This is a genomic window from Variibacter gotjawalensis (genome assembly GCF_002355335.1).
GTDB lineage: Bacteria > Pseudomonadota > Alphaproteobacteria > Rhizobiales > Xanthobacteraceae > Variibacter > Variibacter gotjawalensis.
Window position 1 is genome coordinate 2,443,874 of sequence record NZ_AP014946.1, and the last position, 23,364, is coordinate 2,467,237.

Annotated in this window: 21 protein-coding genes; 11 read left to right on the plus strand and 10 right to left on the minus strand. The window is 63.5% G+C overall.

Going from position 1 to position 23,364, the window contains the following annotated elements; all coding sequences use genetic code 11:
* Positions 1-4: 4 nt before the first annotated feature.
* From GJW30_RS11860 to pnp, 6 genes are all read left to right on the plus strand, one after another.
* Entirely contained in the window at positions 5-658 is a 654-nt protein-coding gene (locus tag GJW30_RS11860; protein WP_096355546.1) for an RNA-binding protein, read from the plus strand.
* A 106-nt stretch (positions 659-764) separates the two neighbouring features.
* Positions 765-3,449 (plus strand): translation initiation factor IF-2, encoded by a 2,685-nt coding sequence (infB, locus tag GJW30_RS11865; protein ID WP_096355548.1) that lies wholly within the window; start codon positions 765-767, stop codon positions 3,447-3,449.
* Positions 3,450-3,619: 170 nt separating this feature from the next.
* Positions 3,620-4,036, plus strand: coding sequence for a 30S ribosome-binding factor RbfA (rbfA, locus tag GJW30_RS11870; protein ID WP_096355551.1), 417 nt, complete (start codon positions 3,620-3,622; stop codon positions 4,034-4,036).
* Entirely contained in the window at positions 4,029-4,994 is a 966-nt protein-coding gene (gene truB / locus GJW30_RS11875) for a tRNA pseudouridine(55) synthase TruB (RefSeq protein ID WP_096355554.1), read from the plus strand. Before rbfA ends, truB begins: the two co-directional genes overlap by 8 nt.
* A 388-nt stretch (positions 4,995-5,382) precedes the next feature.
* Entirely contained in the window at positions 5,383-5,652 is a 270-nt protein-coding gene (gene rpsO / locus GJW30_RS11885; protein WP_096355559.1) for a 30S ribosomal protein S15, read from the plus strand.
* Positions 5,653-5,875: 223 nt separating this feature from the next.
* Entirely contained in the window at positions 5,876-8,035 is a 2,160-nt protein-coding gene (pnp, locus tag GJW30_RS11890) for a polyribonucleotide nucleotidyltransferase (protein WP_096355562.1), read from the plus strand.
* A gap of 168 nt (positions 8,036-8,203) precedes the next feature.
* Here the strand turns inward: pnp and GJW30_RS11895 are convergent, their stop codons facing one another.
* From GJW30_RS11895 to GJW30_RS11920, 6 genes are all read right to left on the minus strand, one after another.
* Positions 8,204-9,283 carry an NAD(P)-dependent alcohol dehydrogenase gene (locus GJW30_RS11895; RefSeq protein ID WP_096355564.1) on the minus strand — a complete coding sequence of 360 codons (1,080 nt, stop codon included), beginning with the start codon at positions 9,281-9,283 and terminating at the stop codon, positions 8,204-8,206.
* Between the two features lie 44 nt (positions 9,284-9,327).
* The gene (locus tag GJW30_RS11900) at positions 9,328-9,981 is read right to left on the minus strand and encodes a TetR/AcrR family transcriptional regulator (protein ID WP_096355566.1); all 654 of its coding nucleotides are present in this window, start codon (positions 9,979-9,981) and stop codon (positions 9,328-9,330) included.
* A gap of 55 nt (positions 9,982-10,036) precedes the next feature.
* Positions 10,037-10,891, minus strand: coding sequence for a crotonase/enoyl-CoA hydratase family protein (locus GJW30_RS11905; protein ID WP_096355569.1), 855 nt, complete (start codon positions 10,889-10,891; stop codon positions 10,037-10,039).
* A gap of 291 nt (positions 10,892-11,182) precedes the next feature.
* On the minus strand, positions 11,183-11,485 hold the full coding sequence (locus GJW30_RS11910; protein WP_096355571.1) for a HigA family addiction module antitoxin: 303 nt from the start codon (positions 11,483-11,485) through the stop codon (positions 11,183-11,185).
* A gap of 20 nt (positions 11,486-11,505) precedes the next feature.
* On the minus strand, positions 11,506-11,790 hold the full coding sequence (locus GJW30_RS11915; RefSeq protein ID WP_096355573.1) for a type II toxin-antitoxin system RelE/ParE family toxin: 285 nt from the start codon (positions 11,788-11,790) through the stop codon (positions 11,506-11,508).
* A gap of 66 nt (positions 11,791-11,856) precedes the next feature.
* On the minus strand, positions 11,857-12,744 hold the full coding sequence (locus GJW30_RS11920; RefSeq protein WP_096355575.1) for a hydrogen peroxide-inducible genes activator: 888 nt from the start codon (positions 12,742-12,744) through the stop codon (positions 11,857-11,859).
* A 201-nt stretch (positions 12,745-12,945) separates the two neighbouring features.
* On the opposite strand from GJW30_RS11920, the gene katG reads away from it, so the two are divergent.
* Complete coding sequence (gene katG / locus GJW30_RS11925; protein ID WP_096355577.1) at positions 12,946-15,114, plus strand: catalase/peroxidase HPI; 2,169 nt, start codon at positions 12,946-12,948, stop codon at positions 15,112-15,114.
* A gap of 242 nt (positions 15,115-15,356) precedes the next feature.
* On the opposite strand, the gene GJW30_RS11930 is transcribed toward katG, so the two are convergent.
* Positions 15,357-16,538, minus strand: a complete 1,182-nt coding sequence (locus GJW30_RS11930) for an adenylate/guanylate cyclase domain-containing protein (protein WP_157746744.1) — start codon at positions 16,536-16,538, stop codon at positions 15,357-15,359.
* A 222-nt stretch (positions 16,539-16,760) separates the two neighbouring features.
* On the opposite strand from GJW30_RS11930, the gene GJW30_RS11935 reads away from it, so the two are divergent.
* A complete protein-coding gene (locus GJW30_RS11935; RefSeq protein ID WP_096355581.1) occupies positions 16,761-17,459 on the plus strand; it encodes a Crp/Fnr family transcriptional regulator in 699 nt (232 codons plus the stop codon).
* A 184-nt stretch (positions 17,460-17,643) separates the two neighbouring features.
* Positions 17,644-18,105 (plus strand): hypothetical protein, encoded by a 462-nt coding sequence (locus tag GJW30_RS11940; protein WP_096355583.1) that lies wholly within the window; start codon positions 17,644-17,646, stop codon positions 18,103-18,105.
* On the opposite strand, the gene fabI is transcribed toward GJW30_RS11940, so the two are convergent.
* The 3 genes from fabI to fabA all read right to left on the minus strand — a co-directional run bounded on the left by fabI (position 18,095) and on the right by fabA (position 20,759).
* The gene (gene fabI / locus GJW30_RS11945) at positions 18,095-18,928 is read right to left on the minus strand and encodes an enoyl-ACP reductase FabI (protein WP_096355585.1); all 834 of its coding nucleotides are present in this window, start codon (positions 18,926-18,928) and stop codon (positions 18,095-18,097) included. The genes GJW30_RS11940 and fabI overlap by 11 nt on opposite strands.
* A 10-nt stretch (positions 18,929-18,938) precedes the next feature.
* Positions 18,939-20,162, minus strand: coding sequence for a beta-ketoacyl-ACP synthase I (fabB, locus tag GJW30_RS11950; RefSeq protein ID WP_096355587.1), 1,224 nt, complete (start codon positions 20,160-20,162; stop codon positions 18,939-18,941).
* A gap of 66 nt (positions 20,163-20,228) precedes the next feature.
* Positions 20,229-20,759 (minus strand): 3-hydroxyacyl-[acyl-carrier-protein] dehydratase FabA, encoded by a 531-nt coding sequence (gene fabA / locus GJW30_RS11955; RefSeq protein WP_096355589.1) that lies wholly within the window; start codon positions 20,757-20,759, stop codon positions 20,229-20,231.
* A gap of 484 nt (positions 20,760-21,243) precedes the next feature.
* On the opposite strand from fabA, the gene irrA reads away from it, so the two are divergent.
* Together irrA and GJW30_RS11965 are read left to right on the plus strand one after the other, a co-directional pair.
* Positions 21,244-21,687: an iron response transcriptional regulator IrrA gene (irrA, locus tag GJW30_RS11960; RefSeq protein ID WP_197703814.1), complete on the plus strand. Its 444-nt coding sequence runs from the start codon at positions 21,244-21,246 to the stop codon at positions 21,685-21,687.
* A 121-nt stretch (positions 21,688-21,808) separates the two neighbouring features.
* Positions 21,809-23,155, plus strand: coding sequence for a tetratricopeptide repeat protein (locus GJW30_RS11965; RefSeq protein ID WP_096355593.1), 1,347 nt, complete (start codon positions 21,809-21,811; stop codon positions 23,153-23,155).
* Positions 23,156-23,364: the final 209 nt, after the last annotated feature.

The following is a 23,364-nucleotide window of genomic DNA, read 5'->3' on the forward strand; positions in this document are numbered from 1 at the left end:
GCCAATGATAGCCGCCCGCTCCGACATCGCTGACCTGGACGACGGCGCAAAGCGCGCCGGTCCCGAGCGCATGTGCATCGTTACGCGCGACGTTCGGCCGATCGCGGAGCTGATCCGTTTCGTCGTCGGCCCGGATAACGCACTTGTGCCGGATATCAAGAACCGTCTTCCAGGGCGGGGTGTCTGGGTGACGGCGCGGCGCGACGTCCTCGACCAGGCGGTCAAGCGCGGGGCCTTCGCGAAATCGCTCAAGAGGGCGATCCCGCTGGCCGAAGGCTTGGCGGATGCCACCGAAGCGTTGCTGGCTCAATCGGCGCTCGATGCACTCGGCATCGCCTACAAGAGCAGGTTGGTCGCTCCGGGCTTCACGAAAGCCGAAAAGGCGCTCGAAAGCGGCGAGGCGAGGGGCCTTTTGCAGGCGGCGGAAGCCGCTCCGGATGGTGTGCGAAAACTTAAAAGCGCGGCTCGGCGAGGCGATACGGAGAATGTTCCGGTGCTTATTTTCGCCGGATCGCAATTGGATTTGGCATTGGGCAGGGCAAATGTGATACATGCTGCCCTGCTCGCTGGCTCGGCGTCCGAGACACTGCTCGCGCGCTACGTCCGCCTTGAAGGTTTTCAGGGCGGTGAGTCGGCAAAGCTCGCCGAAGACAAGTAACTGGGTGCTGCCGAAGCGATTCGGAACGGCATCTTAAACGGCGGAAATACGAGTGGGTCTTTGGCCGTCCAAACCGGCCGGGCCCGCGTATCGAACGGATACGAGAATGAGTGATACGAAGAACCCTGGCGAGAAGACGTTGCACGTGCCTACGACCAAGACGCTGACCCTCAAGGGGCGCGGCGAGCAGGGCGTTGTGCGGCAGAGCTTCAGCCATGGCCGCACGAAGCCTGTCGTCGTCGAGAAAGTGAAGCGCCGCGTCCTCGGCGAGAAGGATGCGCCCGCACCGAGCACCGAGCGTGTCGCGCAGGGCTTGCGTCCGCAGCAGGCCAAGCCGGCCGCGCCCGCACCGACCCCGCCGTCGCGACCTGCCGCACCGCCGCCGCGCCGCAGCGGCTTCGTGTTGCCGACGCTGACCGAGGAAGAGCGCACCGCGCGCGCCCAGGCCGTTGCCGATTTCCGCGTTCGCGAAGCCGAAGAGCGCCGCGTCGCCGAGGAAGAGGCCGTCCGCCGCGCCGAGCGTGAAGCACGCGAGAAGATCGAGCGCGATGCCGCCGAGGCGCGCAAGCGTGATGAAGATAGCCGTCGCAAGCACGACGACGAAACCAAAAAGAAGGCCGAGCTCGAAGCGCAGAAGCGTTTCGGTGGCGATGCTGCGCGTCCGGCTGCTGCCGCCGCGCCGTCCTCCGCTGCCGCGCCGTCGGCCGCTGCACCGGCCCGCACCCCGACCAGCGATGCGGCTCTGCCGCGTGCCGCGACCCGTTCGCGCCCGCTCGTCGTCGAAGAAGAAGAATCGCGCCGTCCGAGTGGCCCTCCGGGCCGCCGTCCGGGTGGTGGACCTGGCGCAGCTCCGGTTCGTCCGGCTCCGCCCGCAAAGCCGCCGCGTAACGTCGGCGGTGAAAAGCGCCGTGGCCGTCTGACGCTCGTCAACGCACTCAACGACGATGTGCGCGAGCGTTCGCTCGCATCGTTCCGCCGCCGCAATCAGCGCATGCTCGGCCGCGGTGGTGACGAGAACAAAGAAAAGATCGCGCGCGAAGTCATCGTGCCCGAGACCATCACGATTCAGGAGCTCGCCAATCGTATGGCGGAGCGTGCGGTCGATGTCGTCCGCATCCTGATGAAGCAAGGCCACATGGCCAAGAGCACCGACTTGATCGATGCCGACACCGCGCAGCTGATCGCCGAAGAACTCGGCCACACGGTTCGCCGCGTCTCCGAGTCGGACGTCGAGGAAGGCCTGTTCGACTCGGCTGACGTCGAGGGGGCGCAAAGCACGCGTCCGCCGGTCGTCACCATCATGGGCCACGTCGACCACGGTAAGACGTCGCTGCTCGATGCGATCCGTTCCGCTAACGTCGTTTCGGGCGAAGCTGGCGGCATCACGCAGCATATCGGCGCCTACCAAGTCACGGCTCCGACGGGCGGCAAGGTGACCTTCATCGATACGCCGGGCCACGCAGCTTTCTCGGCGATGCGTGCACGTGGTGCGCGCGTCACCGACATCGTCGTGCTCGTCGTCGCTGCCGATGACGGCGTCATGCCGCAGACGATCGAAGCCATTCAGCACGCCAAGGCGGCCAAGGTCCCGATGATCGTGGCGATCAACAAGATCGACAAGCCGGATTCGAAGCCGGAACGCGTGCGCAGCGAGCTGCTGCAGTACGAAGTGCAGGTCGAGTCGATGGGCGGTGAAGTTCAGGACGTCGAGGTTTCGGCCAAGAACAAGACCAACCTCGATGGCTTGCTCGAGTCGATCGCGCTGCAGTCGGAAATTCTCGAACTCAAGGCCAATCCGGATCGTCCGGCTGAAGGCACCGTGATCGAAGCTAAGCTCGACAAGGGCCGCGGTTCGGTTGCGACCGTGCTGGTTCAGCGCGGCACGCTGCGCACCGGCGATATCATCGTCGCCGGCACCGAATTCGGCCGCGTTCGTCTTCTTGTCTCCGATAAGGGCGAGAACGTTGCGGAAGCCGGCCCGTCGACCCCGGTCGAAGTGCTCGGTTTCAGCGGTACGCCGGAAGCCGGCGATCGCATCGCGGTGGTCGAGAGTGAAGCGCGTGCGCGTGAGATCACGAGCTACCGTGCGCATCAGAAGCGCGAGAAGGCCGTCGCCCGTGCCACCGGCATGCGCGGCTCGCTCGAGCAGATGATGAGCGCCGCGAAGACTGCGGGCCGCAAGGAATTCCCGCTCGTCATCAAGGGCGACGTGCAGGGTTCGGTCGAAGCTATCGGTGGCGCGCTCGAGAAGCTCGGCAACGATGAAGTCGGCGCACGCATCCTGTATTCGGGCGTCGGCGGCATCACCGAGTCGGACGTCACGCTCGCCGAAGCCTCGAATGCTGCAATCATCGGCTTCAACGTGCGTGCGCACAAAGAGGCAAGCTCGGCGGCGGATCGTGCCGGAATCGAAATTCGCTACTACAACATCATCTACGATCTCGTGGATGACGTGAAGAAAGCGATGTCGGGCTTGCTCACGCCGGAACGCCGCGAGACGATGCTCGGCAATGCGCAGATCCTCGAAATCTTCAAGGTCTCGAAGGTCGGCAACATTGCGGGCTGCCGCGTCACCGACGGCACCGTGGAACGCGGCGCGAATGTGCGCCTCATCCGCGACAACGTCGTCGTGCACGAAGGCAAGCTCTCGCAGCTCAAGCGCTTCAAGGACGACGCGAAGGAAGTCACCGCCGGCCAAGAGTGCGGTATGTCGTTCGAGAATTATCAAGACATGCGCGCGGGCGATGTGATCGAGTGCTACCGCGTCGAGACCGTTCAGCGGTCGCTGTAATTGTTGGAGCCGTCATCCCGGAAGCCGCAAGTTCGCGAAGCGAACGGCGGCTGTCCGGGATCCATATCCCCAGCGAGTATTGAGTGTCAGGGAATATGGATCCCGGCTCTCGTCGGCTCGCTTGGCGAGCAACTCGGCCGGGATGACCGCTGAATTTTTGGATCCGCCTCATGGCAAAACATTCACCCAAACACCATCGCGACGCGGCAGCCGGGCCTTCGCAACGCGCCTTGCGCGTCGGCGAATTGATCCGTCACGCGCTCGCCGACATGCTCTCGCGCGGCGATGTGCACGACCCCGTGCTCGAAACCCACATGATCACCGTCCCGGAAGTGCGCATGAGCCCCGATCTCAAGCTCGCGACCGTCTACGTCATGCCGCTCGGCGGCAAGGATGAGGCCGCGGTGGTCGAAGCGCTCGACAACAACAAGCGCTATCTGCGCGGCGAGATCGCGCATCGCGTCAACCTGAAATTCGCGCCCGACCTGCGCTTCCGCATCGACGATCGTTTTGCCGAAGCTGCGCGGATCGACAAACTCCTCGATACGCCGGTCGTGCGGCGCGATCTCGACAAAGACAATGACTGAAGCCGTTCAGATTCCGACACCGCCGCCGCGTCAGCAAAAGCGCATCAAGCGCGATATCGATGGCTGGCTCATTCTCGACAAGCCCGTCGGCATGACGTCGACGCACGCGGTCGCCGTCGTCAAACGCGCGTTCCAGGCGAAGAAAGCCGGCCACGCCGGCACGCTCGATCCGCTCGCCTCCGGCATTCTGCCGATCGCGCTCGGCGAAGCGACGAAGACTGTTCCGTATGTGATGGATGGTCGCAAGGCGTATCGCTTCACGGTGCGCTGGGGCGTCGAGACAGATACGGACGATGCCGAGGGCCGCGAGATCGCGACCGCGGATCTGCGTCCGGACCGCGCCGCGATCGAAGCTATCCTGCCGAAATTCACCGGCGCGCTGATGCAGACGCCGCCGAAATTCTCCGCGCTCAAGATCCAGGGCCAGCGCGCCTACGATCTTGCGCGCGATGGTGAAGAGGTGGTGCTCGAGCCGCGCCCGATCGAGGTGAAGCGCCTCACGCTCACCGCGATGCCGGATGCTGACAACGCCGAGTTCGAAGCCGAATGCGGGAAGGGTACTTACGTCCGCGCTCTCGCGCGCGACATCGGCCGCGCACTCGGTACGCGCGGTCACGTCGTTGCGCTGCGCCGCACGGCTGTCGGTCCTTTCATCGAGCAGCGCGCCGTCGTTGTCGATCAACTGCCGCAAACCGAAGAGGGCGCCGCGCCGACATTGTCGACGCTGCAGCCGGTCGTAGCAGCACTCGTCGACGTGCCGAGTGTGATGGTGAGCCGCGCCGACGCATCTCGCCTCGCGCGCGGCCAAGCCGTCATCATGCGCGGTCGTGATGCGCCGATCGTCGGCGGCTGGCTCGCCGTCATGGCGGAAGGCCGTCTCGTCGCGCTGGCCGAGGCGATCGAGGGCGAACTTTGCCCGCGCCGGATCTTCCGCCTCAACGGCCCGCCGAACGCTTGATCTCTGCTCTTGTAGCCCGGATGAGTGCGATTTCGCGGGCGTCTTCGCCGCGAAATCGCACGATATCCGGGGAATTCTAAGGCACGAAAGTCTGGTCCCGGATGTCGCTCGGGCGCGCTTCGCGCTGCCTCGCTCTTCCGGGCTACGATCGCGTCTTCGCCTCCATGATGTGTCTAAAGAATAGCGCGTTCAATGATTTAGGCGGCGACCGCGAAATCCCTGGCAATCCTGGGAAATTCGTCTATAACGCCGCCATTCGCGCGGGCTTTTTGCCCGCGCAATATCTATAGCGACCCTGCTGGACGACATCCCGGCTTGGCCGCCCGCCGCCCCGATTTCCAGACGGAACGAGGCAGCACCCTGACAACCGAAAACCAAAGGAGCAACGATGTCGATTACGGCTGAGCGTAAAGCTGAGGTCATCAAGCAATACGCAACGAAGCAAGGCGACACGGGTTCGCCGGAAGTCCAGGTGGCGATCCTTTCGGAGCGCATCAATCACCTGACCGACCACTTCAAGACTCACGTCAAGGACAACCACTCGCGTCGCGGGTTGTTGAAGCTCGTGTCGCAGCGCCGTCAGCTTCTCGACTTTTTGAAGCGTAACGACGAGCCGCGCTACAAGACGTTGATCGAGCGGCTGGGCATCCGCCGCTGATTGTTAAAAAGCGCGCGGGAGGTCTCGCGCGCTTTTTGTATCGCGGAGCTTAAATCCGCATGCGAACCGGACGAGAGGGCTCGTCCGGCAACGAGGAGCCCGAAAACCATGGCAGGATCGCCGGACGCTGCTGGGGGCTTAGCGCACCCGATGCGCTAGAGCGCAGCGTCTCGCCGTCTTGCCCATGGTGTTCGCGTCTCCGTGAACCGATGGAAAGATAAGAATGTTCAATATCAACAAAGTGAGCCTGGATTGGGGTGGGCGTCAGCTGACCCTCGAGACCGGCAAAGTCGCGCGCCAGGCCGATGGCGCCGTTATGGTGACTTACGGTGACACCACGGTGCTCTGCACGGTCGTCTCCGCCAAGAACGCGAAGGAAGGCGTCGACTTCCTGCCGCTCACCTGTAACTACTTCGAGAAGTTTTACGCCGCCGGCCGCATTCCGGGTGGCTTCTTCAAGCGTGAAGGCCGCCCGACCGAGCGTGAGACGCTCATCTCGCGCCTGATCGACCGCCCGATCCGTCCGCTGTTCGCCGACGGTTATCGTTGCGACACGCAGGTCATCTGCACGGTGCTCTCGCACGATCTCGAAAACGATCCGGACATCGTCGCGATGGTCGGCGCGTCCGCCGCGCTGACGCTCTCGGGCGTTCCGTTCATGGGTCCGATCGGCGCTGCGCGCGTTGCCTTCGTCGACAACGAATACGTGCTCAACCCGCAGCTCGACGAAGCTAACGACAGCGCGCTCGATCTCGTCGTCGCCGGCACCACCGACGCCGTGCTGATGGTTGAATCGGAAGCCAAGGAGCTGTCCGAAGAGATCATGCTCGGCGCCGTGATGTTCGGTCACCGCCACTTCCAGCCGGTGATCAATGCGATCATCGAGCTTGCCGAGAAGGCCGCGCAGGAGCCGCGCGACTTCACGGCTCCGGACTTCTCGGACATCGAGAAGGAAATGCTCGGCGTCGTCGATGCGGACCTCCGCAAGGCTTACGCGATCCCGGCGAAGATGGAGCGTCACGCTGCCGTCGATGCCGCCAAGGCAAAGGCCATGGCGCATTTCAATCCGGAAGGCCAAGAGCCGCGCTACGACAAGCTCAAACTCGGCAAGGTCTTCAAGGGCCTCGAAGCCAAGGTCGTTCGCTGGAACATCCTCGACACCGGCAAGCGCATCGACGGTCGCGACACCAAGACGGTGCGTCAGATCATCTCCGAAGTCGGAGTGCTCCCGCGCACCCACGGCTCGGCGCTGTTCACACGCGGTGAGACGCAGGCGTTGGTCGTCACCACGCTCGGCACCGGCGAAGACGAGCAGTTCATCGACGCGCTGCCGGGAACGTACAAGGAGCACTTCATGCTCCACTACAACTTCCCGCCCTTCTCGGTCGGTGAGACGGGCCGCCTCGGTTCGCCCGGCCGCCGCGAAGTCGGTCACGGCAAGCTCGCTTGGCGCGCGATCCATCCGGTCCTGCCGCCGAAGCACGAATTCCCGTACACGCTCCGCGTCGTCTCCGAGATCACCGAGTCGAACGGCTCGTCCTCGATGGCGACGGTCTGCGGAACCTCGCTGGCATTGATGGACGCGGGCGTTCCGCTGCGCCGTCCGATCGCCGGCATCGCGATGGGCCTCATCCTCGAAGGCGAGCGCTTCGCGGTTCTCTCCGACATCCTCGGCGACGAAGATCATCTCGGCGACATGGACTTCAAGGTGGCTGGCACCGAGAAGGGCGTGACCTCGCTGCAGATGGACATCAAGATCGCGGGCATCACCGAAGAGATCATGAAGGTGGCGCTCTCGCAGGCGAAGGATGGGCGCGAGCACATCCTCGGTGAGATGGCGAATGCGCTGACCACGGCACGCTCGGAGCTCGGCGAACACGCGCCGCGCATCGAAGTGCTGCAGATCCCGGTCGACAAGATCCGTGAAGTCATCGGCACCGGCGGCAAGGTGATCCGCGAGATCGTCGAAAAGACCGGCGCCAAGATCAACGTCGAGGACGACGGCACCGTGAAGGTGGCGTCCGCCAACGGCGACTCGATCAAGGCAGCCATCAACTGGATCAAGTCGATCGCGTCCGATCCGGAAGTCGGCACGATCTACGAAGGCACCGTCGTCAAGGTGATGGAGTTCGGCGCGTTCGTGAATTTTTTCGGCGCCAAGGACGGTCTCGTCCACATCAGCCAGCTTGCTGCAGCGCGCGTCCAGAAGGTTAGCGATGTCGTCAAGGAAGGCGACAAGGTCAAGGTGAAGCTGCTCGGTCTCGACGACCGCGGCAAGGTTCGCCTCTCCATGAAGGTCGTCGATCAGGCGACCGGCGAAGACCTCGAAGCCAAGCAGAAGGCCGAAGGTCAGCAGCAGCCGCGTCAGGCTGCCGGCGAGTAATCGCTGCGACGCTTTAAGTTAGGGAAGGGCGGTCCGTCGGGGCCGCCCTTTTTGTTTATGGTTGGCATTTCAACGGTTGGGGCGATCTTCGCAGGTTCCGGCTGTGTTCACTGGTCATCCCGGTTGAAGGCGCGAAGCGCCGGAAGGCCGGGATCCATACTCTCTGCACTATCGATAGAATTTGTGATTATGGATCCCGGGCTCGCGGCAGCGCAAAAGAAGCGCCGCGCGCCCCGGGATGACCAGCGCTGCGGTGTTCATCAAAGCGAGATAGCTCTTCGGAATCGTCACAACAACGCTGCCGCGTTTGCGCCGGCTTTCGACGCGCCGATGCGCATCGCGGATGTCGACGAACGCGAAGGTGCTGTCGATCACCGGATCGAACGCACCACTCGCCGCGAGATCGGCGAGCAGCCGAATATCCTCCGCCGAGCCGGACGTCGGGCCGACGATCGCGCGATGGCCGCCGAGCTTCGCCATGAGCGGCGCCGAGAGCATCGCGGGAAGGTCAGCCGCGATCAGCGCAAGCCGTCCGCCCGGCGCGAGCGCGTGCTTGCAACCCGCGTATGTGAGATTACCCACCGTATCGATGATGATGTCGTATGTTGCCGGACGCTGCGTGAAATCCTCGCGCCGATAGTCGATCGCATCGTCGGCGCCGATGCCGCGCACGAGGTCGAGGTTCGCCGTGCTCGTGACCGCGGTGACACGCGCGCCGAGATGCTTTGCGATCTGCACTATGGCCGAGCCGACGCATCCGGCCGCACCGTTGATGAGCACTTTGTCGCCGGCTCTGACCTCAGCGCGGGTCAGGAAGCCGAGCGCCGTCGTACCGCCGAAGCTAAGCGCCGCAGCTTTCTCCATCGTCAGCGCTGCAGGCTTCGGCGCAATGGCGCCGTCCTCCGGCATCGTAACGAACTCGGCGTGGCAACCCATCGCGGTGTCGCGAAAACCGAAGACTTCGTCGCCGATCTTGAATCGCGTCACCGTCGCGCCAACTGCCGCAACCGTGCCGGCGAATTCCGAACCGAGGATCGGCTGACGTGGACCCGAGAAGCCGAAGATCAATCGCCCGATAGGCCCGAAGCCGCGCGGCAGATCGAGCGTGCGGAGGCGCCAGTCGCCCGCGCTGACGGTTGTCGCCGCGATGCGCACGAGCACTTCATTCGGCTCTAGCACCGGATCGGCGATCTCCGCACTCTCGATCGCTTCGGCTGTGCCGTAGCGCCGGCAGACATAGGCTTTCATCGAACCTCGCGATTAACGGTCGCGATGTCGCGGCGCATTGTGTCTCAATTGCGTGCGCGCGCTTTTTGTCGCGGCAGCGCCGTTTCGAGATAGCGCGCCATCAGATCGTCGGACTTTGCACCAAGCACCTTCACGCGCCCCGCGTTCGCCATGATGACGATCCCGCATGCGTGGATCATCGCGTCGGCGGTGCGCTCTTGCGCGGCATCGAATCCCGCCGCCGTCATCGCTTGCGCGATACGGTCCGCGATCGCGCGCAGCTTCGCATTGAGCGCGCGATCGAGCGTAGGCTTGAGGCCGACGCGCTGAACGCCCTCGGTGCGGAAGAGGTAGAGGCCGAGCGACAGTTCGTTCGGCTGCGCGCGGTAGTAGCGATAGAACGCCGCGACGGCATCGCGCGCCGCCTCTGCTTTGCTCTTTGCCTCTCGTGCTGCCTGATCGACGCTCGCGAGCACGCGGCCGAGTGATTCCGAAAGGATTGCGGCGTAAATCTCTTCCTTTCCGGCGAACCATGGATAGATCGCGCCGGTCGTGCATCCGGCTTCCGCCGCGATGGTGCGGATCGAGGCGCCTTCCAGCCCATGCCGCTCGAACACGCGCTGCGCGGCCTCGACGATCAACTCACGCCGTGCATCGCGCAACGCACCTTGCCGCGCGATGACCCGTGGATCGTTCGGCTTTGCGGATGACCGAGGCATCAGCGCATGATCCCGAAAAGTGGGTACCGGTCTTCGGACAAGATCATGCGCCAAATCATCGCGGGTTGATTGGGCGATTGTCGGTCCAATCCCACGTGCCTTGATCGCGATTACGCACGGCTTCCTTCCAGCCGATCTCCTCGGCGCGATGTTTGAAGTTGAGCCCTTCCGGCGAGTGTCGCGTGATGCCGTCGAACACGGTCGCGATCATCTGCGTCGTGCGCAGCCCCATATTTTCCAGCGCCTGATTGATCATCAATTTTTGCATCATCAGCTGATTGACCGGCACGCCCGCCATGCGCTCGGCAAACTTTTCGACCTCGGCGTCGAGCTCCGCCGGCGGCACTGATTTCAGGATCAACCCGAGCTTCTCGGCCTCCGGCCCCTTCACCTTGTCGCCCGTGAAGAGCATGCGCTTCGCACGCTCGGGCCCGATGCGATAGACCCACATCGCCGTCGTCGGGCAACCCCAAACGCGCGTCGGCATGTAACCCATCTCGGCATCGTCGGCTGCGATGATGATGTCGGAGCAGAGCGCGATGTCCGAGCCGCCCGCGATCGCGAAACCGTGCACCTTGCAGACCACCGGCCGATAGGAACGGAAGAGGCTCATGAAGCACTCGTTGTTCCGCTGCATGAAGGCGTAGTCCTTCATCGGGTCCCACGGCATCTTCTGCGTGATGTCGTTATCGCCAGTGCTCTGCGCGTAGTAGGTGAGATCGTAACCGGCGCAGAACGCGCGGCCGTTGCCGGACAGAACGATCACATGGACGCCCTGATCCGCGTTGGCGCGCGTGACGCAGTCGGCAAGCTCGAGCGGTAAATCGCCATCGATCGCGTTCAGCACGTCGGGGCGATTGAGCGTGATGCGCCCAATGCGTCCATCCTTTTCGTAAGTGACCTTCGGCATCTCGCCTCCCGCAATATCGGTTTTTGTCGTTAAGAAATAACAGTGTTACGCGCGGAGGTCACTGTCAAGCTTCGGAAAGGTCTACATGCACTTGCCGGAGAAAGCAGCGGCGACTCGCGCGCAGGCTGTCATCCCGGACGGCGAGCACGCGCGCTCTTCGCGCGCGTAGCAGAGCCGTTCCGGGATCCACGTATCCCTGCATACGATTGGGGTACATGGATCCCGGATAGCCGTGCTTGCTATGCAAGCAGCGGCTTCCGGGATGACAACCGAGAGGATGATGCCAAACTCTCATGCCGCCTTCGGATTGACGCTCTCGATGGCCTTGAGATCGCGCCCGATCTTTGCGCGCGTGACTTGAAGATCGTAGTCCGCCTGCAGGTTCAGCCACAATTCGGCGCTCGTACCCAACGCTTTCGCGAGACGCAGTGCCGTATCGGCCGTAACGGGCGTCTGCTCATTCGCCAATCGCTCGATCCGCGTACGCGGTACATCGCAGGCACGTGCGAGCGCGCCCGGCGACATATTGAGTGGGATGAGAAACTCTTCGCGGAGAACCTCTCCGGGATGCATTGGCGGCAGTGTCTTGGCCATTGTTGTTCTCGCAGTTGCCATCACGCGTGATAATCGACGAATTCGACCTCGGTGGGCCCGTTCGGCGTCCAGACGAAGCAGATCCGAAATTGATCGTTGACGCGGATCGAGTGTTGACCTTTGCGATCGCCCGTCAGCGCTTCGAGCCGGTTGCCGGGCGGCGCGCGCAGGTCGTCCAGCACATGGGCTGCATGCAAGTATCTCAGCTTTCGCCGCGTCACACCGAGCAGGGCGGCCGGAAATCCCTTAACAGCGGTTCCATTGAACGCCGCCTCGGTCAGCCGATCTTTGAAATTCAGGATCACATCGTCAGTGTATCATGACATGATACGTTCGACAAGCGCAATGTATCACAGCGTGATACATAAATCTCAACCAACCGACCCCCGCGCGATCTCCGCCAGCGCCTCGAAATCCGTTTTGCGCGCGGAGCCGCTACGCCAGACGAGGCCGATCGTGCGGCCGGGTTCCGGGTCGGCAAACCGAACCAGCTTCACTTGCTCGTTGCGCACTTCGATCGGCGCGGCGATTTCCGGTACCAATGTGACGCCGTAGTTGTTCGCGACCATCTGCATCACGGTCGCGAGGCTCGTCGCGCCGAGCCCAGGAGAAGCGCGATCGCGCGCCATCGCGCAGAAGGCAAGCGTCTGGTCGCGCAGACAATGGCCTTCTTCGAGCAAAATCAAATTGTGCCGGTCGATATCGCGCGCCTGCACGCTGTCGCGCGCCGCGAGCGGATCGTCGGCCGGCAGCGCGAGCAGAAATCGATCCTCGAACAGCGCGCGCGTTTCGAGCTCTGGATCGTCGACCGGCAGCGCCAGCATTGCGGCATCGAGTTCGCCGCGCCCGAGGCGCGTCAGCAGCGTCTTCGTTTGGGTCTCCTGCAATTCGAGCCGCAAGTCGGAATGCCCGGCCTGTAGAGCCGGTAGCAGGCGCGGCAGCACATACGGCGCGAGCGAGGGAATGATGCCGAGCCGCAGCGGCCCGGTGAGCACGCGCGCATGGTGTCGCGCCGCGTCGGCAAGATCGCGCGTCGCGTTGAGAATCTCGCCTGCGCGGCGCGCCACTTCCTTACCGACCGCCGTGATGACGACATCGCCCGGCCTCCGCTCGACCAGTTGCGCACCGAGCGAGCGCTCCAAGTCACGGATCTGCATCGAGAGGGCAGGCTGCGTCACCGCGCAGGCCTCGGCGGCTCGGCCGAAATGGCGGTGCCGCGCGAGCGCGTCGAAGTAGGTCAGCTGGCGGATCGTCACCATGTCGATAAGATATTCTGATCGGTATCGATAAGCAAATCGATTAGACCTGATCCAAGCTAGGTCTAGAATGGTGTTAAGTCGCCGCGTATCGGGGAGGTGCGCCAGGCGATTTCATCTGCCGTCGCATGGCCTTTGCGCCCGCTTGTTAGAGCGGCGATGGCGCTGCTTCAGGCACAACCGATTTGTGAGCGGAGACAATTCATGGACGCAAAGACTGACAAGGGCCAATGCCCGTTTTCCTCGCGCGGTCACGGCAACCGCGATTGGTGGCCCGATGCGCTCGACATCGAAATGCTGCATCGGAATTCGTCGCTGTCCAATCCGATGGACAAGCAGTTCGATTACGCGAAGGAATTCAAGACGCTCGATCTCGATGCGGTCATCAAGGACCTGCACGCGCTGATGACGAACAGCCAGGAGTGGTGGCCGGCCGACTTCGGCCACTACGGCGGCCTGATGATCCGCATGGCGTGGCACAGCGCCGGGACGTATCGCACGACGGACGGCCGCGGTGGCGCGGGCGCCGGACAGCAGCGCTTCGCGCCGCTCAACTCGTGGCCCGATAACGCTAACCTCGACAAGGCGCGCCGCCTCCTGTGGCCGATCAAGCAGAAATACGGCCAGAAGCTTTCGTGGGCGGACCTGATGGTCCTCACCGGCAACGTCGCGCTGGAATCGATGGGCTTCAAAACCTTCGGCTTCGCGGGCGGCCGCGCCGACGTGTGGGAGCCGGAAGAACTTTACTGGGGCCCGGAAGGCACCTGGCTCGGGGACGAGCGCTACAGCGGCGAGCGCGAGCTGTCCGAACCGCTCGGTGCCGTGCAGATGGGCCTCATCTACGTCAACCCGGAAGGTCCGAACGGCAACCCGGACCCGCTCGCCGCGGCGCGCGACATCCGAGAGACGTTCTTCCGCATGGCGATGAACGACGAAGAAACGGTCGCGCTCATCGCGGGTGGGCACTCTTTCGGCAAGACGCATGGCGCGGGCGATCCCTCGCTCGTCGGCTCAGACCCGGAAGCGGGCGAGCTCGAAGATCAAGGTCTCGGTTGGAAGAGCAAGCACGTCAGCGGCATCGCGGGCGACTCGATCACCAGCGGTCTCGAAGTCACCTGGACGCAGACGCCGACGAAGTGGAGCAACTTCTTCTTCAAGAACCTGTTCGAGAACGAATGGGAACTGACGAAGAGCCCAGGCGGCGCCAACCAGTGGGTTGCCAAAGGTGCCGAAGCGTCGATCCCGGATGCGTTCGACAACTCGAAGAAGCATCGCCCGACGATGCTCACCACCGACCTCTCGCTGCGCTTCGATCCGGCTTACGAGAAAATCTCGCGCCGCTTCTACGAGAACCCGGATCAGTTCGCCGACGCGTTTGCCCGCGCGTGGTTCAAGCTGACCCACCGCGACATGGGTCCGCGCGTACGTTACCTCGGCCCGCTTGTGCCGAAGGAAACCTTGATCTGGCAGGACCCGATCCCGGCCGGCACCGCGAGCCTCAGCGACAAGGACGCCGAAGCGATCAAGGCAAAAATCCTCGCCTCGGGTCTCACCGTGTCGCAGCTCGTCTCGACCGCGTGGGCGTCGGCCTCGACCTTCCGCCGGTCGGACAAGCGCGGCGGTGCCAATGGCGCGCGCATTCGCTTGGCCCCACAGAAGGATTGGGAAGCCAACGAGCCGGCACAGCTCAAGACCGTGCTCGGCAAGCTCGAAACGATCCAGAAGGAGCATGCGGGCGTCTCGCTCGCCGACCTCATCGTGCTCGCTGGCAATGCGGCGGTCGAGAAGGCCGCGAAGGATGCGGGCGTCACCGTGAAGGTGCCGTTCTCACCTGGTCGTGGTGACGCGACACAGGATCAGACGGACGTCGAGTCCTTCGCTCCGCTCGAGCCGCGTCACGACGGCTTCCGCAACTACACCAACAGCAAGAAGCGCGCATTCCTGCAGCCCGAAGAAGCGCTGGTGGATCGCGCGCAGTTGCTCGCCCTCACCGGGCCGGAGATGACGGTGCTGGTCGGCGGCCTTCGCGTCCTCGGCGGCAACGTCGGTGCGTCCAAGCACGGCGTTCTCACCAAGCAGCCCGAGAAGCTGACGAACGACTACTTCGTCAACCTTCTCGACATGGCGACCGAGTGGCAGCCGCCGAATGCGGATGGCATCTACGAGGGCCGCGACCGCAAGACGAAGGCCGCGAAGTGGACCGCAACGCGCGTCGACTTGATCTTCGGATCGCACTCGCAGCTCCGCGCCTTCGCGGAAGTCTATGCGAGCGCTGACGCGAAGGAGAAATTCGTCAAGGACTTCGTCGCCGCGTGGACCAAGGTGATGGATGCCGACCGCTTCGATCTCGCGCAGCAGCGTCAGGCCGCTTAGTCGCTCGCACGATGTCAACGAAAAGGGCGGCTCCGGCCGCCCTTTTTTGTTTCGTCATTGCGAGGAATAGCTCTGCGCGAGGCAGCAGCCCAACTCCTCGGCTGTCATCCCGGCCGAGCGACGCACAGCGTCGCGCGAGCCGGGATCCATAATCACGATATTATCGATAGGGCAGGGAGTATGGATCCCGGCACTTGCGCCTCGCTTCTCGGCCGGGATGATCAGCAAACACCTTCGAGGTTCTACGTCTTCCGGCCGACCAAAAAATACGCATCAGCATTTCCGATACCGCGAATATCGACAGGGCCGCGCGCCTCGTAGTCGAACGCATCCTGCGTCAGCGCGTGAAACGCATCGCTCGCCAGAATACGTCCGGGTTCGCTCAGCGACTCCAGCCGCGCCGCGATGTTCACGGCCGAACCCCACACGTCGTAGGAAAACCGCGCATCGCCGATGATGCCGGCAGTCACCGGCCCGGCATTGACGCCGATACGTAAGCTCAGCTTCTTGCCGCCGAGCGGCGGCTGCTTTCCGACGACACCCTGCATCGCCAGCGCAAACCGCGCGATCGCACGCGCGCCCGCGGCTGCATCGCCGTCGAAACCCGCCGCCGCCATGTAACTGTCGCCGATGGTCTTGATCTTCTCGACGCCCTGCAGAGTCGCAAGGTCGTCGAGATCGCGCACCAGCGCATCGAGATAATCGACCACCGCACCGGGCGGCAGATCGCGCGACGCTTCGGTAAATCCGACGATGTCTGCAAACAGAACGCTCAGCGTATCAATCTGATCGGCGACGCGCGCCTCACCGGCCTTGAGCCGCGCCGCAATCGCGGCCGGCATCATCGTCTCGATCAACGCTTCGGAGCGTGCGTACTGGTTCTCCAGCTCGGCCTCTGCACGGTCGAGCGAATAGAGCGCGTAGAACAGCATCGCGGCGTTGATGACGATCGTGTTGATCAGCGCATGCTGTGACAGCATAGCGCGCAGTGTCGCGTCTTCCGGCTGGATGAAGCCATGCACCGGTGCGAGATGGATCGTCAGCAGCAGGATGATGGTGACGAGCGCGAACAGCGCAAGGAAAAGTCGCCAATTGCGAACGCCGAAAAAGTACAGCATCGCGCTCGCGAAGGTCAGATAGATATGCAGGTTGCTGCTGGTACCGAGCGCCCAGACGACGAACGTATTGCCGGCGAGGATCATCGCGATAAGCGCGAACGCCGCGAGATTGTCGCCGTGGCGATGTAGCCGCGGCAGCGCCAACGATAGCACCGTGAAAGCGAGATTGTAGGCATTCACCCACATCAGGCCGCCGAAGTCGTGCATCGCATTGACGACGAGATGCGAGATGGCATTCCCGGCACCCGCGAAGGCTGCGACGTTCACGCTGCGCTGACGCCGCGCGAGCTGCGGATCGCTCGTCATGATCCCAATCGAAATCCACCGATCGAGCCAGCCGGGCAGGGCGATGCTGCCGCGCGACGTGCGAGCGAGAAGCGAACTTAGGCGTTTCATGCGGGGACGGATGCCGTCATGACGGCGGCACTCTATGGCAATCCTTGGCGTTCGAACAACGGTTTGCCTTTCGCGTCAAATTGCGCACGATACATTGAACCAGAACGCACGCCCCAGCGACCAACGAGCGCCATGCGCGATCCGACCACGCCAGAGACGACGATTGCCAGCCGCGACTTGCTTGCCGCTCTGCCGGCCGAGCTTGTGGCCGGGCTGTTCGCGTCCGCGCGCCCGGTGTCGCTGAAGGCGGATCAGCAGCTCTTCGGCACCGATGAGGCCGGCGAGACCTGCTACCGCGTCGAATCCGGATTGCTTAAGGTGTCGGTCATCTCACCGAGCGGCGGCGAGCGCATTCTTGCGGTGATCGGTCCCGGAGCGATCGTTGGCGAACTATCGCTGATCGACGGCGCGCCGCGCTCCGCCACCGTAACGGCGCTGCGCGAAGCCAAACTCGCGTCAGTCAGCCGCGCGATGTTTCAAGGCTACGCGGAAGAATATCCCGAGCTCTACCGTCACCTCACCGCGATCCTCGCGCGGCGCTTGCGCGAAACGAATGCGGCGCTGACCGCAACGAGCTTCCTCTCCGTCAAAGGCCGCGTCGCCGAAGCCGTGCTCAGTCTCGCCGAAGCATTCGGTCACGATGTCGGCGGTGGACGCACGCTTGTGCGCCAAAAGGTAACGCAAAGTGATCTCGCCGCAATGGCTGGCATCGCGCGCGAGAATGTCAGCCGCGTGCTGCAGGATTGGATGAAGCGCAAGATCGTCAGCCGCATCTCCGGCTACTACTGCGTCGAGAACCTCGCAGCTTTGAAGCGCGAGGCGAAAAGCTAGAAGCGTGCGCCGTCATCCCGGAAGCCGCTCGTTTGCGGAGCGAACAGTGGCTGTCCGGGATCCATACTCCCGGTAATCTTAATTGTGCTCACGGAGTATGGATTCCGGGCTCGCCGCTTGCTGCGCAAGCAACGCGCCCCGGAATGACCGGAGACTTTTTTTCGGAACCTGCTAAATCACGCGCATGGAGTTGTCCGCCGACCATGTCGTGTTGATTGCCGGCCCGGAGTCGACGCATCTTGTCGCCGTGCTTGTGATCCTCGTTGCGCTGCTCGCAGGATTTGCGTCGGCCGCAATGGCGTGGCGTGGCCGCGTCGAAGGCTGGTCGCTGCTCGGCGTGTTTTTGTTGATCGCGCTCGGCGCCGTCGCCGTCCTCGCGCACATGCCGACGCGCGTCGCCTTCAATCGCGCCGGCGCCGAAGTCTCTTACGGGCCGCTCGGCGATCGCCGCCCTTGGAGCGATTTCGCGACCGTCGATGTCGAGCGTCTGTGGGGAGGGCTGCGTCTACGCTTCACACCGCGCCAGAGCGGGATGACACTGCCGCCGTGGTCGCAATGGCCTGGTTTGTTCGTCCCGGACGCCGTTGCGTCGCCGCGCGATCTGACGATGCGGATCGAAGCCTGGCGGCTGTCGGCTACGAAGTAGCCTTCTCGGCAGCGCCTTGCGCTTCGTCGACCTGCTTCAGCGCTTCCGGATGCGGCATCGAGACGATGTTGTAGCCGGAATCGATGTAGTGGATTTCGCCGGTCACGGCGTTAGACAGGTCCGACAGCAGATACAGCGCGGAGCCGCCGATATCTTCGATCGTCGCGGTGCGGCGGAGCGGGGCGTTGCGCTTCTGATAATTGTACATCAGCCGCGCGTCCGTGATGCCGGCGCCCGCGAGAGTTCGCACCGGTCCCGGCGACAACGCGTTGACGCGGATGTTCGACGGCCCGAAATCTGTCGCGAGATAACGCATCGACGCTTCGAGCGCGGCCTTCGCGACACCCATCACGTTGTAATTCGGCATCACGCGCGTCGAGCCGCCATAGGTCAGCGTGATGATCGAGCCGCCGTTCGGCATCATAACGGCAGCGCGCTTCGCCACTTCCGTAAACGAGAAGCAGGAGATCACCATCGTGCGCGAGAAATTCTCGCGCGTCGTATCCGCGTAGCGGCCCTTGAGCTCGTTTTTGTCCGAGAAGCCGATCGCATGCACGACGAAATCGAGCGTGCCCCATTCCTTCTTCAGCGTGTCGAACAGCGCGTCGACCGACGCGATGTCTTCGACGTCGCACGGCACCGTGATGCTGGAGCCGATCGACTCGGCGAGCGGCTTGACGCGGCGGCCGAGCGCTTCGCCCTGATACGTGAAGGCCATCGTCGCGCCGTGCGCCGCCAGTGTCTTCGCGATCCCCCAAGCGATGGAGTGATCGTTGGCGACGCCCATGATCAGGCCGCGCTTGCCCTTCAGCAGATCAGACATGTTGGTACTCTTACGCGTCGACGTGCTTGAAGACGAGCGACGCATTGGTGCCGCCGAAGCCGAACGAGTTCGACAGCACGGCGCCGAGATTTACGTTGTCCTTGCGCTCGCGCATGATCGGCATATCGGCGAAGGCGGGGTCCAGGTTCTGGATATTCGCGCTTTCCGCGATAAAGCCGTTGTTCATCATCAGCAGCGAGAAGATCGCTTCCCAAGCGCCGGCCGCGCCGAGCGAGTGGCCCGACAGCGATTTCGTCGCCGCGATCGGCGGCGTCTTGTCGGCACCGCCGAACACGCGGCGGATCGCTTCGATCTCCGGCGCGTCGCCGGCCGGTGTCGAGGTCGCGTGCGGGTTGATGTAATCGATCTTCGGCTTCACGGTCGCGAGCGCCATCTTCATGCAGCGCTCTGCGCCTTCACCCGACGGTGCCACCATATCGTAGCCGTCCGAGGTCGCGCCGTAACCGACGATCTCGCCGTAAATGCGTGCGCCGCGCGCCTTCGCGTGTTCGAGCTCCTCGAGAACGAGAACGCCTGCGCCGCCCGCGATGACGAAGCCGTCGCGGTTCTCGTCGTAAGCGCGCGAAGCGGTTGCCGGCGTGTCGTTATACTTCGACGACATCGCGCCCATCGCGTCGAACAGCACGGACATCGACCAGTCGAGCTCTTCCGAGCCGCCGGCGAAGATTGTGTCCTGCTTGCCCATCTGGATCGTCTCATACGCATTGCCGATGCAATGGTTCGACGTCGCGCAGGCCGACGAGATCGAATAGTTGACGCCCTTGATCTTGAACCAGGTCGCGAGCGTTGCGGATGCGGTCGACGACATCGCCTTCGGCACCGCGAACGGGCCGACGCGTTTCGGGCCTTTCGTGCGCGCGATATCGGCGGCTTCGATCAACGTCTTGGTGGACGGTCCACCCGAGCCCATAATGATTCCGGTGCGCTCGTTCGATATCTCGTTTTCCTCGAGACCTGAGTCGCGGATGGCTTGCTCCATCGCGACGTGATTCCACGCGGCGCCGCCGCCGAGGAAACGCATCGCGCGGCGATCGACGGTTTCAGCCGGGTTGAGCGTCGGCTGCCCATGCACTTGGCTGCGGAAGCCGAGCTTCGCGAAATCTTCCGCGAAAGTGATTCCGGATTTCGCTTCGCGCAGCGAAGCCAAAACCTCTTGGGTGTTGTTGCCGATGGACGAGACGATGCCCATCCCGGTGACGACGACCCGCTTCATGTTCCCTCACATCTTTCAGCGCTATAGCGGGACATATAACCCGCCTGTTGGCTGGAACAACCGTTCTCAGGTTGCCGGTGCTGCGTCGCGGAACAGACCGACCTTGAGATCGCTGGCGCGATAGAGCGTTTCGCCGTCCGCGGCAAGAAAACCGTCCGCGATGCCGAGAACGAGTTTGGAGCGCATCACGCGCTTGAAGTCGATTCCGTAGACGATCTTCTTCATGCTCGGCAAAACTTGGCCGGAGAATTTCAGTTCGCCAAGGCCGAGCGCGCGGCCGCGCCCCTGCGAGCCGGACCAACCGAGGAAGAATCCGACGAGCTGCCACATCGCGTCGAGACCGAGGCAGCCCGGCATCACCGGATCGCCTTTGAAGTGACAGGGGAAAAACCAGAGGTCCGGCTTGATGTCGAGTTCGGCGCGGACAAAGCCTTTGCCGTGCGCGCCACCGGTCTCGGAGATCTCCGTGATTCGGTCGAACATCAGCATCGGGGGGAGGGGCAGTTGCGCATTTCCCGGCCCGAAAAGCTCGCCGCGCCCGCAGGCCAGCAGCTCCTCATACGTAAAACTTCCCTGCCGGGTAGTGGTCCCGTCCATCGCTACGCGTTCCCCTCGGAATCCTTTACGGAGAGACCTCTCACAAATCCGAAGGGTTGGCGATAACCCGATGGATTTTTTCGCACTTTCCGCAGCCCCTGCCATGGAGCAAAAATGCCAGACCTCGTGTCTCGGCTTACCTAACATAGGCATCGATAGGGGCAAAGCGACCTGCGCGAGCATGTCGGAAGGGTGTCAGACGCAAACAATGGAACCGTTCTAGCGCGGCCCGGAACCTCAGCCGATTCAACGCGAAAGCTCGGCGACCGGTTGCAAAAGCAGGCCCGAAACGGGGTTAAACTGTTGTTTTTGCTGCAAATGAGTTGCAACAGGAAGGTGTGATCGCATATGATTATAAGAGAACAATCTCAGCCGAAGCTGTTTTGCCACGGCTGAATGGAGCCTTAAGCCAACCGACATGTCGCAGACGCGTGCCGTGATCATCTCAAAGTCCCTCGAACTCCCGCACGAGCGCCGGCCCGATATGGCCGCCCGTACGGCCCTGAACGGCTGCCCCTGGCATGACGTCAAGGAAATGCTGCGCGAGGTTGGCCTCCGCCCGACGCGCCAGCGTATGGCTCTCGGCTGGATCCTATTCGCCAAGGGTGACCGCCATCTGACGGCGGAAATGCTTTACGAAGAGGCGACCCGCGCCAAGGTGCCGGTCTCGCTCGCCACCGTCTACAACACGCTGCACCAATTCACTGACGTCGGCCTGCTGCGCCAAGTCGCGGTCGATGGTTCGAAGTCGTATTTTGACACCAACGCGTCGGATCACCATCACTTCTTCGTCGAAGGCGAGGACGAGCTGGTCGACATCCCGGAAACCGGCGTCATGCTCGACCGCGCTCCGGAAGCGCCGGAAGGCTACGAAGTCGCTCGCGTCGACGTCATCGTGCGTCTCCGCCGCAAGGAGCCGACCGCTTAAGCGATCGCAGCTGCAGATTTTCAAAGGCCGGGTTCGCCCGGCCTTTTTTATTGCCGGCGCGCAGGCGTAACATCCGCTCCGTCATCGGCGTAAGAACAATAACGCCACGATGGGAGCGCGGATGCCACACGCCGATCGTTACGGTCTCGCCCTTTCGACATCGTTCGACGCTGCGGCGTTCGCGTATCGCGACGGCATGGACCTCATGCTCTCCGCTTGGCCCGGCGCGTCCGAAGCCTTCGATCGCGCCATCGCGGCCGATCCGGATTTCGCGCTCGCTCACATCGCGCGGGCGCGCATGCATTTCATTTACGCCGAAGTGCCGGAAGCGCGCGTGAAATCTACGCAAGCGCGCACGCTCGTCGCACAGCACGGCGACGCCCGCGAACGGAGCCACGTCGACATCATTGCGCTCAGCGTTGAAGGAAAGCCCGTCGAATGTCTCGCCGGCACGCTCGCGCATCTCGATCGCTGGCCGCGCGACGCCATCATCATGTCGCTGCCGCTCGGTGCGTTCGGCCTCTTCGCGTTCTCCGGCATGGCCGATCACGAGCAGGCGAAGGTCGATCTGCTTGAGCGTCACAAATCGTATTACGGCGATGATTGGTGGTTCCTCACTTATCTCGGCTGGTCGCATGCCGAAAACCGCAACGTCGCGCACGGACGCGGCCTCATCGAGCGCGCCTTCGCGGCGCGCCGAGAGAATGCGAACGCGATGCACTCGCTCGCGCATGCGATGTTCGAGGACGGCTCGGCGCGCGAGGCGGAAGCGATCATCCGCGACTGGCTGCCGAGTTACGATCGCTCTGGCATTCTACACGGCCACATCTCGTGGCACGAAGCGCTCGCCGCACTCGAACGCGACGACGCAGAAGCCGCGCTCGCGATCTATGCGGATCGCATCGCGCCGCATGGCAACACGGCGCCGCCGATCAATGTCGTGACGGACGGCGCCGCGCTGCTGTGGCGCGCCGGGCTCGAAGGGCATCCGGTGCCGCGTGCGCTCTGGAGCGAAACCGCAACGAACGCCGTGCGCTTCTTCCCGAAATCCGGCAACGCCTTTATCGATGTGCATGTGGCGCTCGCCGCCGCCGCGACCGGCGACGCTGAGAGCCTCGATCGCCGCGCCGATGAGATCGAGGCACGGCTGGCGCAAGGCAAACTTCCGCCCGGTCCGGTCGTCCCCGCGATCCTGCGCGCCATCCGCGCGTTCGCGAACGACGACTACGCCACCTGCGCCAAGCTGCTCGAACCGGTCGCGGCCGATGTCGTGCGCATCGGCGGCAGTCATGCGCAACGCGAGATGATTGAGGACACGTTGATCCTCGCGCAGATCAAAAACGGCGAGAGCGCGAAAGCGCGCGCGCTGCTCGACGAGCGTCTGCATCGCCGCCCGTCGGCGCGCGACGAGCGGTGGCGCGCCGCGGCTCAGAACGCGAGCGTCATGCCGTCTTCGGCGGCCTCATAGCCGTCCGCCGCGCGTTCGAGCATCTCCAGCGACATCCGGGTCCTGCATCGACGTCGAGCGCCGCTCCCGGATATCGCTTCGGCTATGCCTCGCTCATCCGGCCTACACACTGTCGCCTCACCACCCACAGGTCGTCATCCCGGCCAAGCGATTAGCCCGAAGGGCTTATCGCGCGAGCCGGGACCCACGACTCCCTGCGGTGCGAGAAG

What these genes read in the sequence shown, in the direction of transcription:
- infB (WP_096355548.1), top strand. Translation starts at nt 765, where the DNA reads ATGAGTGATACGAAGAACCCTGGCGAGAAGACGTTGCACGTGCCTACG.
- pnp (WP_096355562.1), top strand. Translation starts at nt 5,876, where the DNA reads ATGTTCAATATCAACAAAGTGAGCCTGGATTGGGGTGGGCGTCAGCTG.
- GJW30_RS11965 (WP_096355593.1), top strand. Translation starts at nt 21,809, where the DNA reads ATGCCACACGCCGATCGTTACGGTCTCGCCCTTTCGACATCGTTCGAC.
- GJW30_RS11895 (WP_096355564.1), bottom strand. Translation starts at nt 9,283, where the DNA reads ATGAAAGCCTATGTCTGCCGGCGCTACGGCACAGCCGAAGCGATCGAG.
- fabI (WP_096355585.1), bottom strand. Translation starts at nt 18,928, where the DNA reads ATGTCTGATCTGCTGAAGGGCAAGCGCGGCCTGATCATGGGCGTCGCC.
- GJW30_RS11900 (WP_096355566.1), bottom strand. Translation starts at nt 9,981, where the DNA reads ATGCCTCGGTCATCCGCAAAGCCGAACGATCCACGGGTCATCGCGCGG.
- GJW30_RS11940 (WP_096355583.1), top strand. Translation starts at nt 17,644, where the DNA reads ATGGAGTTGTCCGCCGACCATGTCGTGTTGATTGCCGGCCCGGAGTCG.
- rpsO (WP_096355559.1), top strand. Translation starts at nt 5,383, where the DNA reads ATGTCGATTACGGCTGAGCGTAAAGCTGAGGTCATCAAGCAATACGCA.
- fabB (WP_096355587.1), bottom strand. Translation starts at nt 20,162, where the DNA reads ATGAAGCGGGTCGTCGTCACCGGGATGGGCATCGTCTCGTCCATCGGC.
- katG (WP_096355577.1), top strand. Translation starts at nt 12,946, where the DNA reads ATGGACGCAAAGACTGACAAGGGCCAATGCCCGTTTTCCTCGCGCGGT.
- truB (WP_096355554.1), top strand. Translation starts at nt 4,029, where the DNA reads ATGACTGAAGCCGTTCAGATTCCGACACCGCCGCCGCGTCAGCAAAAG.
- rbfA (WP_096355551.1), top strand. Translation starts at nt 3,620, where the DNA reads ATGGCAAAACATTCACCCAAACACCATCGCGACGCGGCAGCCGGGCCT.
- GJW30_RS11935 (WP_096355581.1), top strand. Translation starts at nt 16,761, where the DNA reads ATGCGCGATCCGACCACGCCAGAGACGACGATTGCCAGCCGCGACTTG.
- GJW30_RS11920 (WP_096355575.1), bottom strand. Translation starts at nt 12,744, where the DNA reads ATGGTGACGATCCGCCAGCTGACCTACTTCGACGCGCTCGCGCGGCAC.
- GJW30_RS11910 (WP_096355571.1), bottom strand. Translation starts at nt 11,485, where the DNA reads ATGGCCAAGACACTGCCGCCAATGCATCCCGGAGAGGTTCTCCGCGAA.
- GJW30_RS11905 (WP_096355569.1), bottom strand. Translation starts at nt 10,891, where the DNA reads ATGCCGAAGGTCACTTACGAAAAGGATGGACGCATTGGGCGCATCACG.
- fabA (WP_096355589.1), bottom strand. Translation starts at nt 20,759, where the DNA reads ATGGACGGGACCACTACCCGGCAGGGAAGTTTTACGTATGAGGAGCTG.
- GJW30_RS11860 (WP_096355546.1), top strand. Translation starts at nt 5, where the DNA reads ATGATAGCCGCCCGCTCCGACATCGCTGACCTGGACGACGGCGCAAAG.
- GJW30_RS11930 (WP_157746744.1), bottom strand. Translation starts at nt 16,538, where the DNA reads ATGACGAGCGATCCGCAGCTCGCGCGGCGTCAGCGCAGCGTGAACGTC.
- irrA (WP_197703814.1), top strand. Translation starts at nt 21,244, where the DNA reads ATGGCCGCCCGTACGGCCCTGAACGGCTGCCCCTGGCATGACGTCAAG.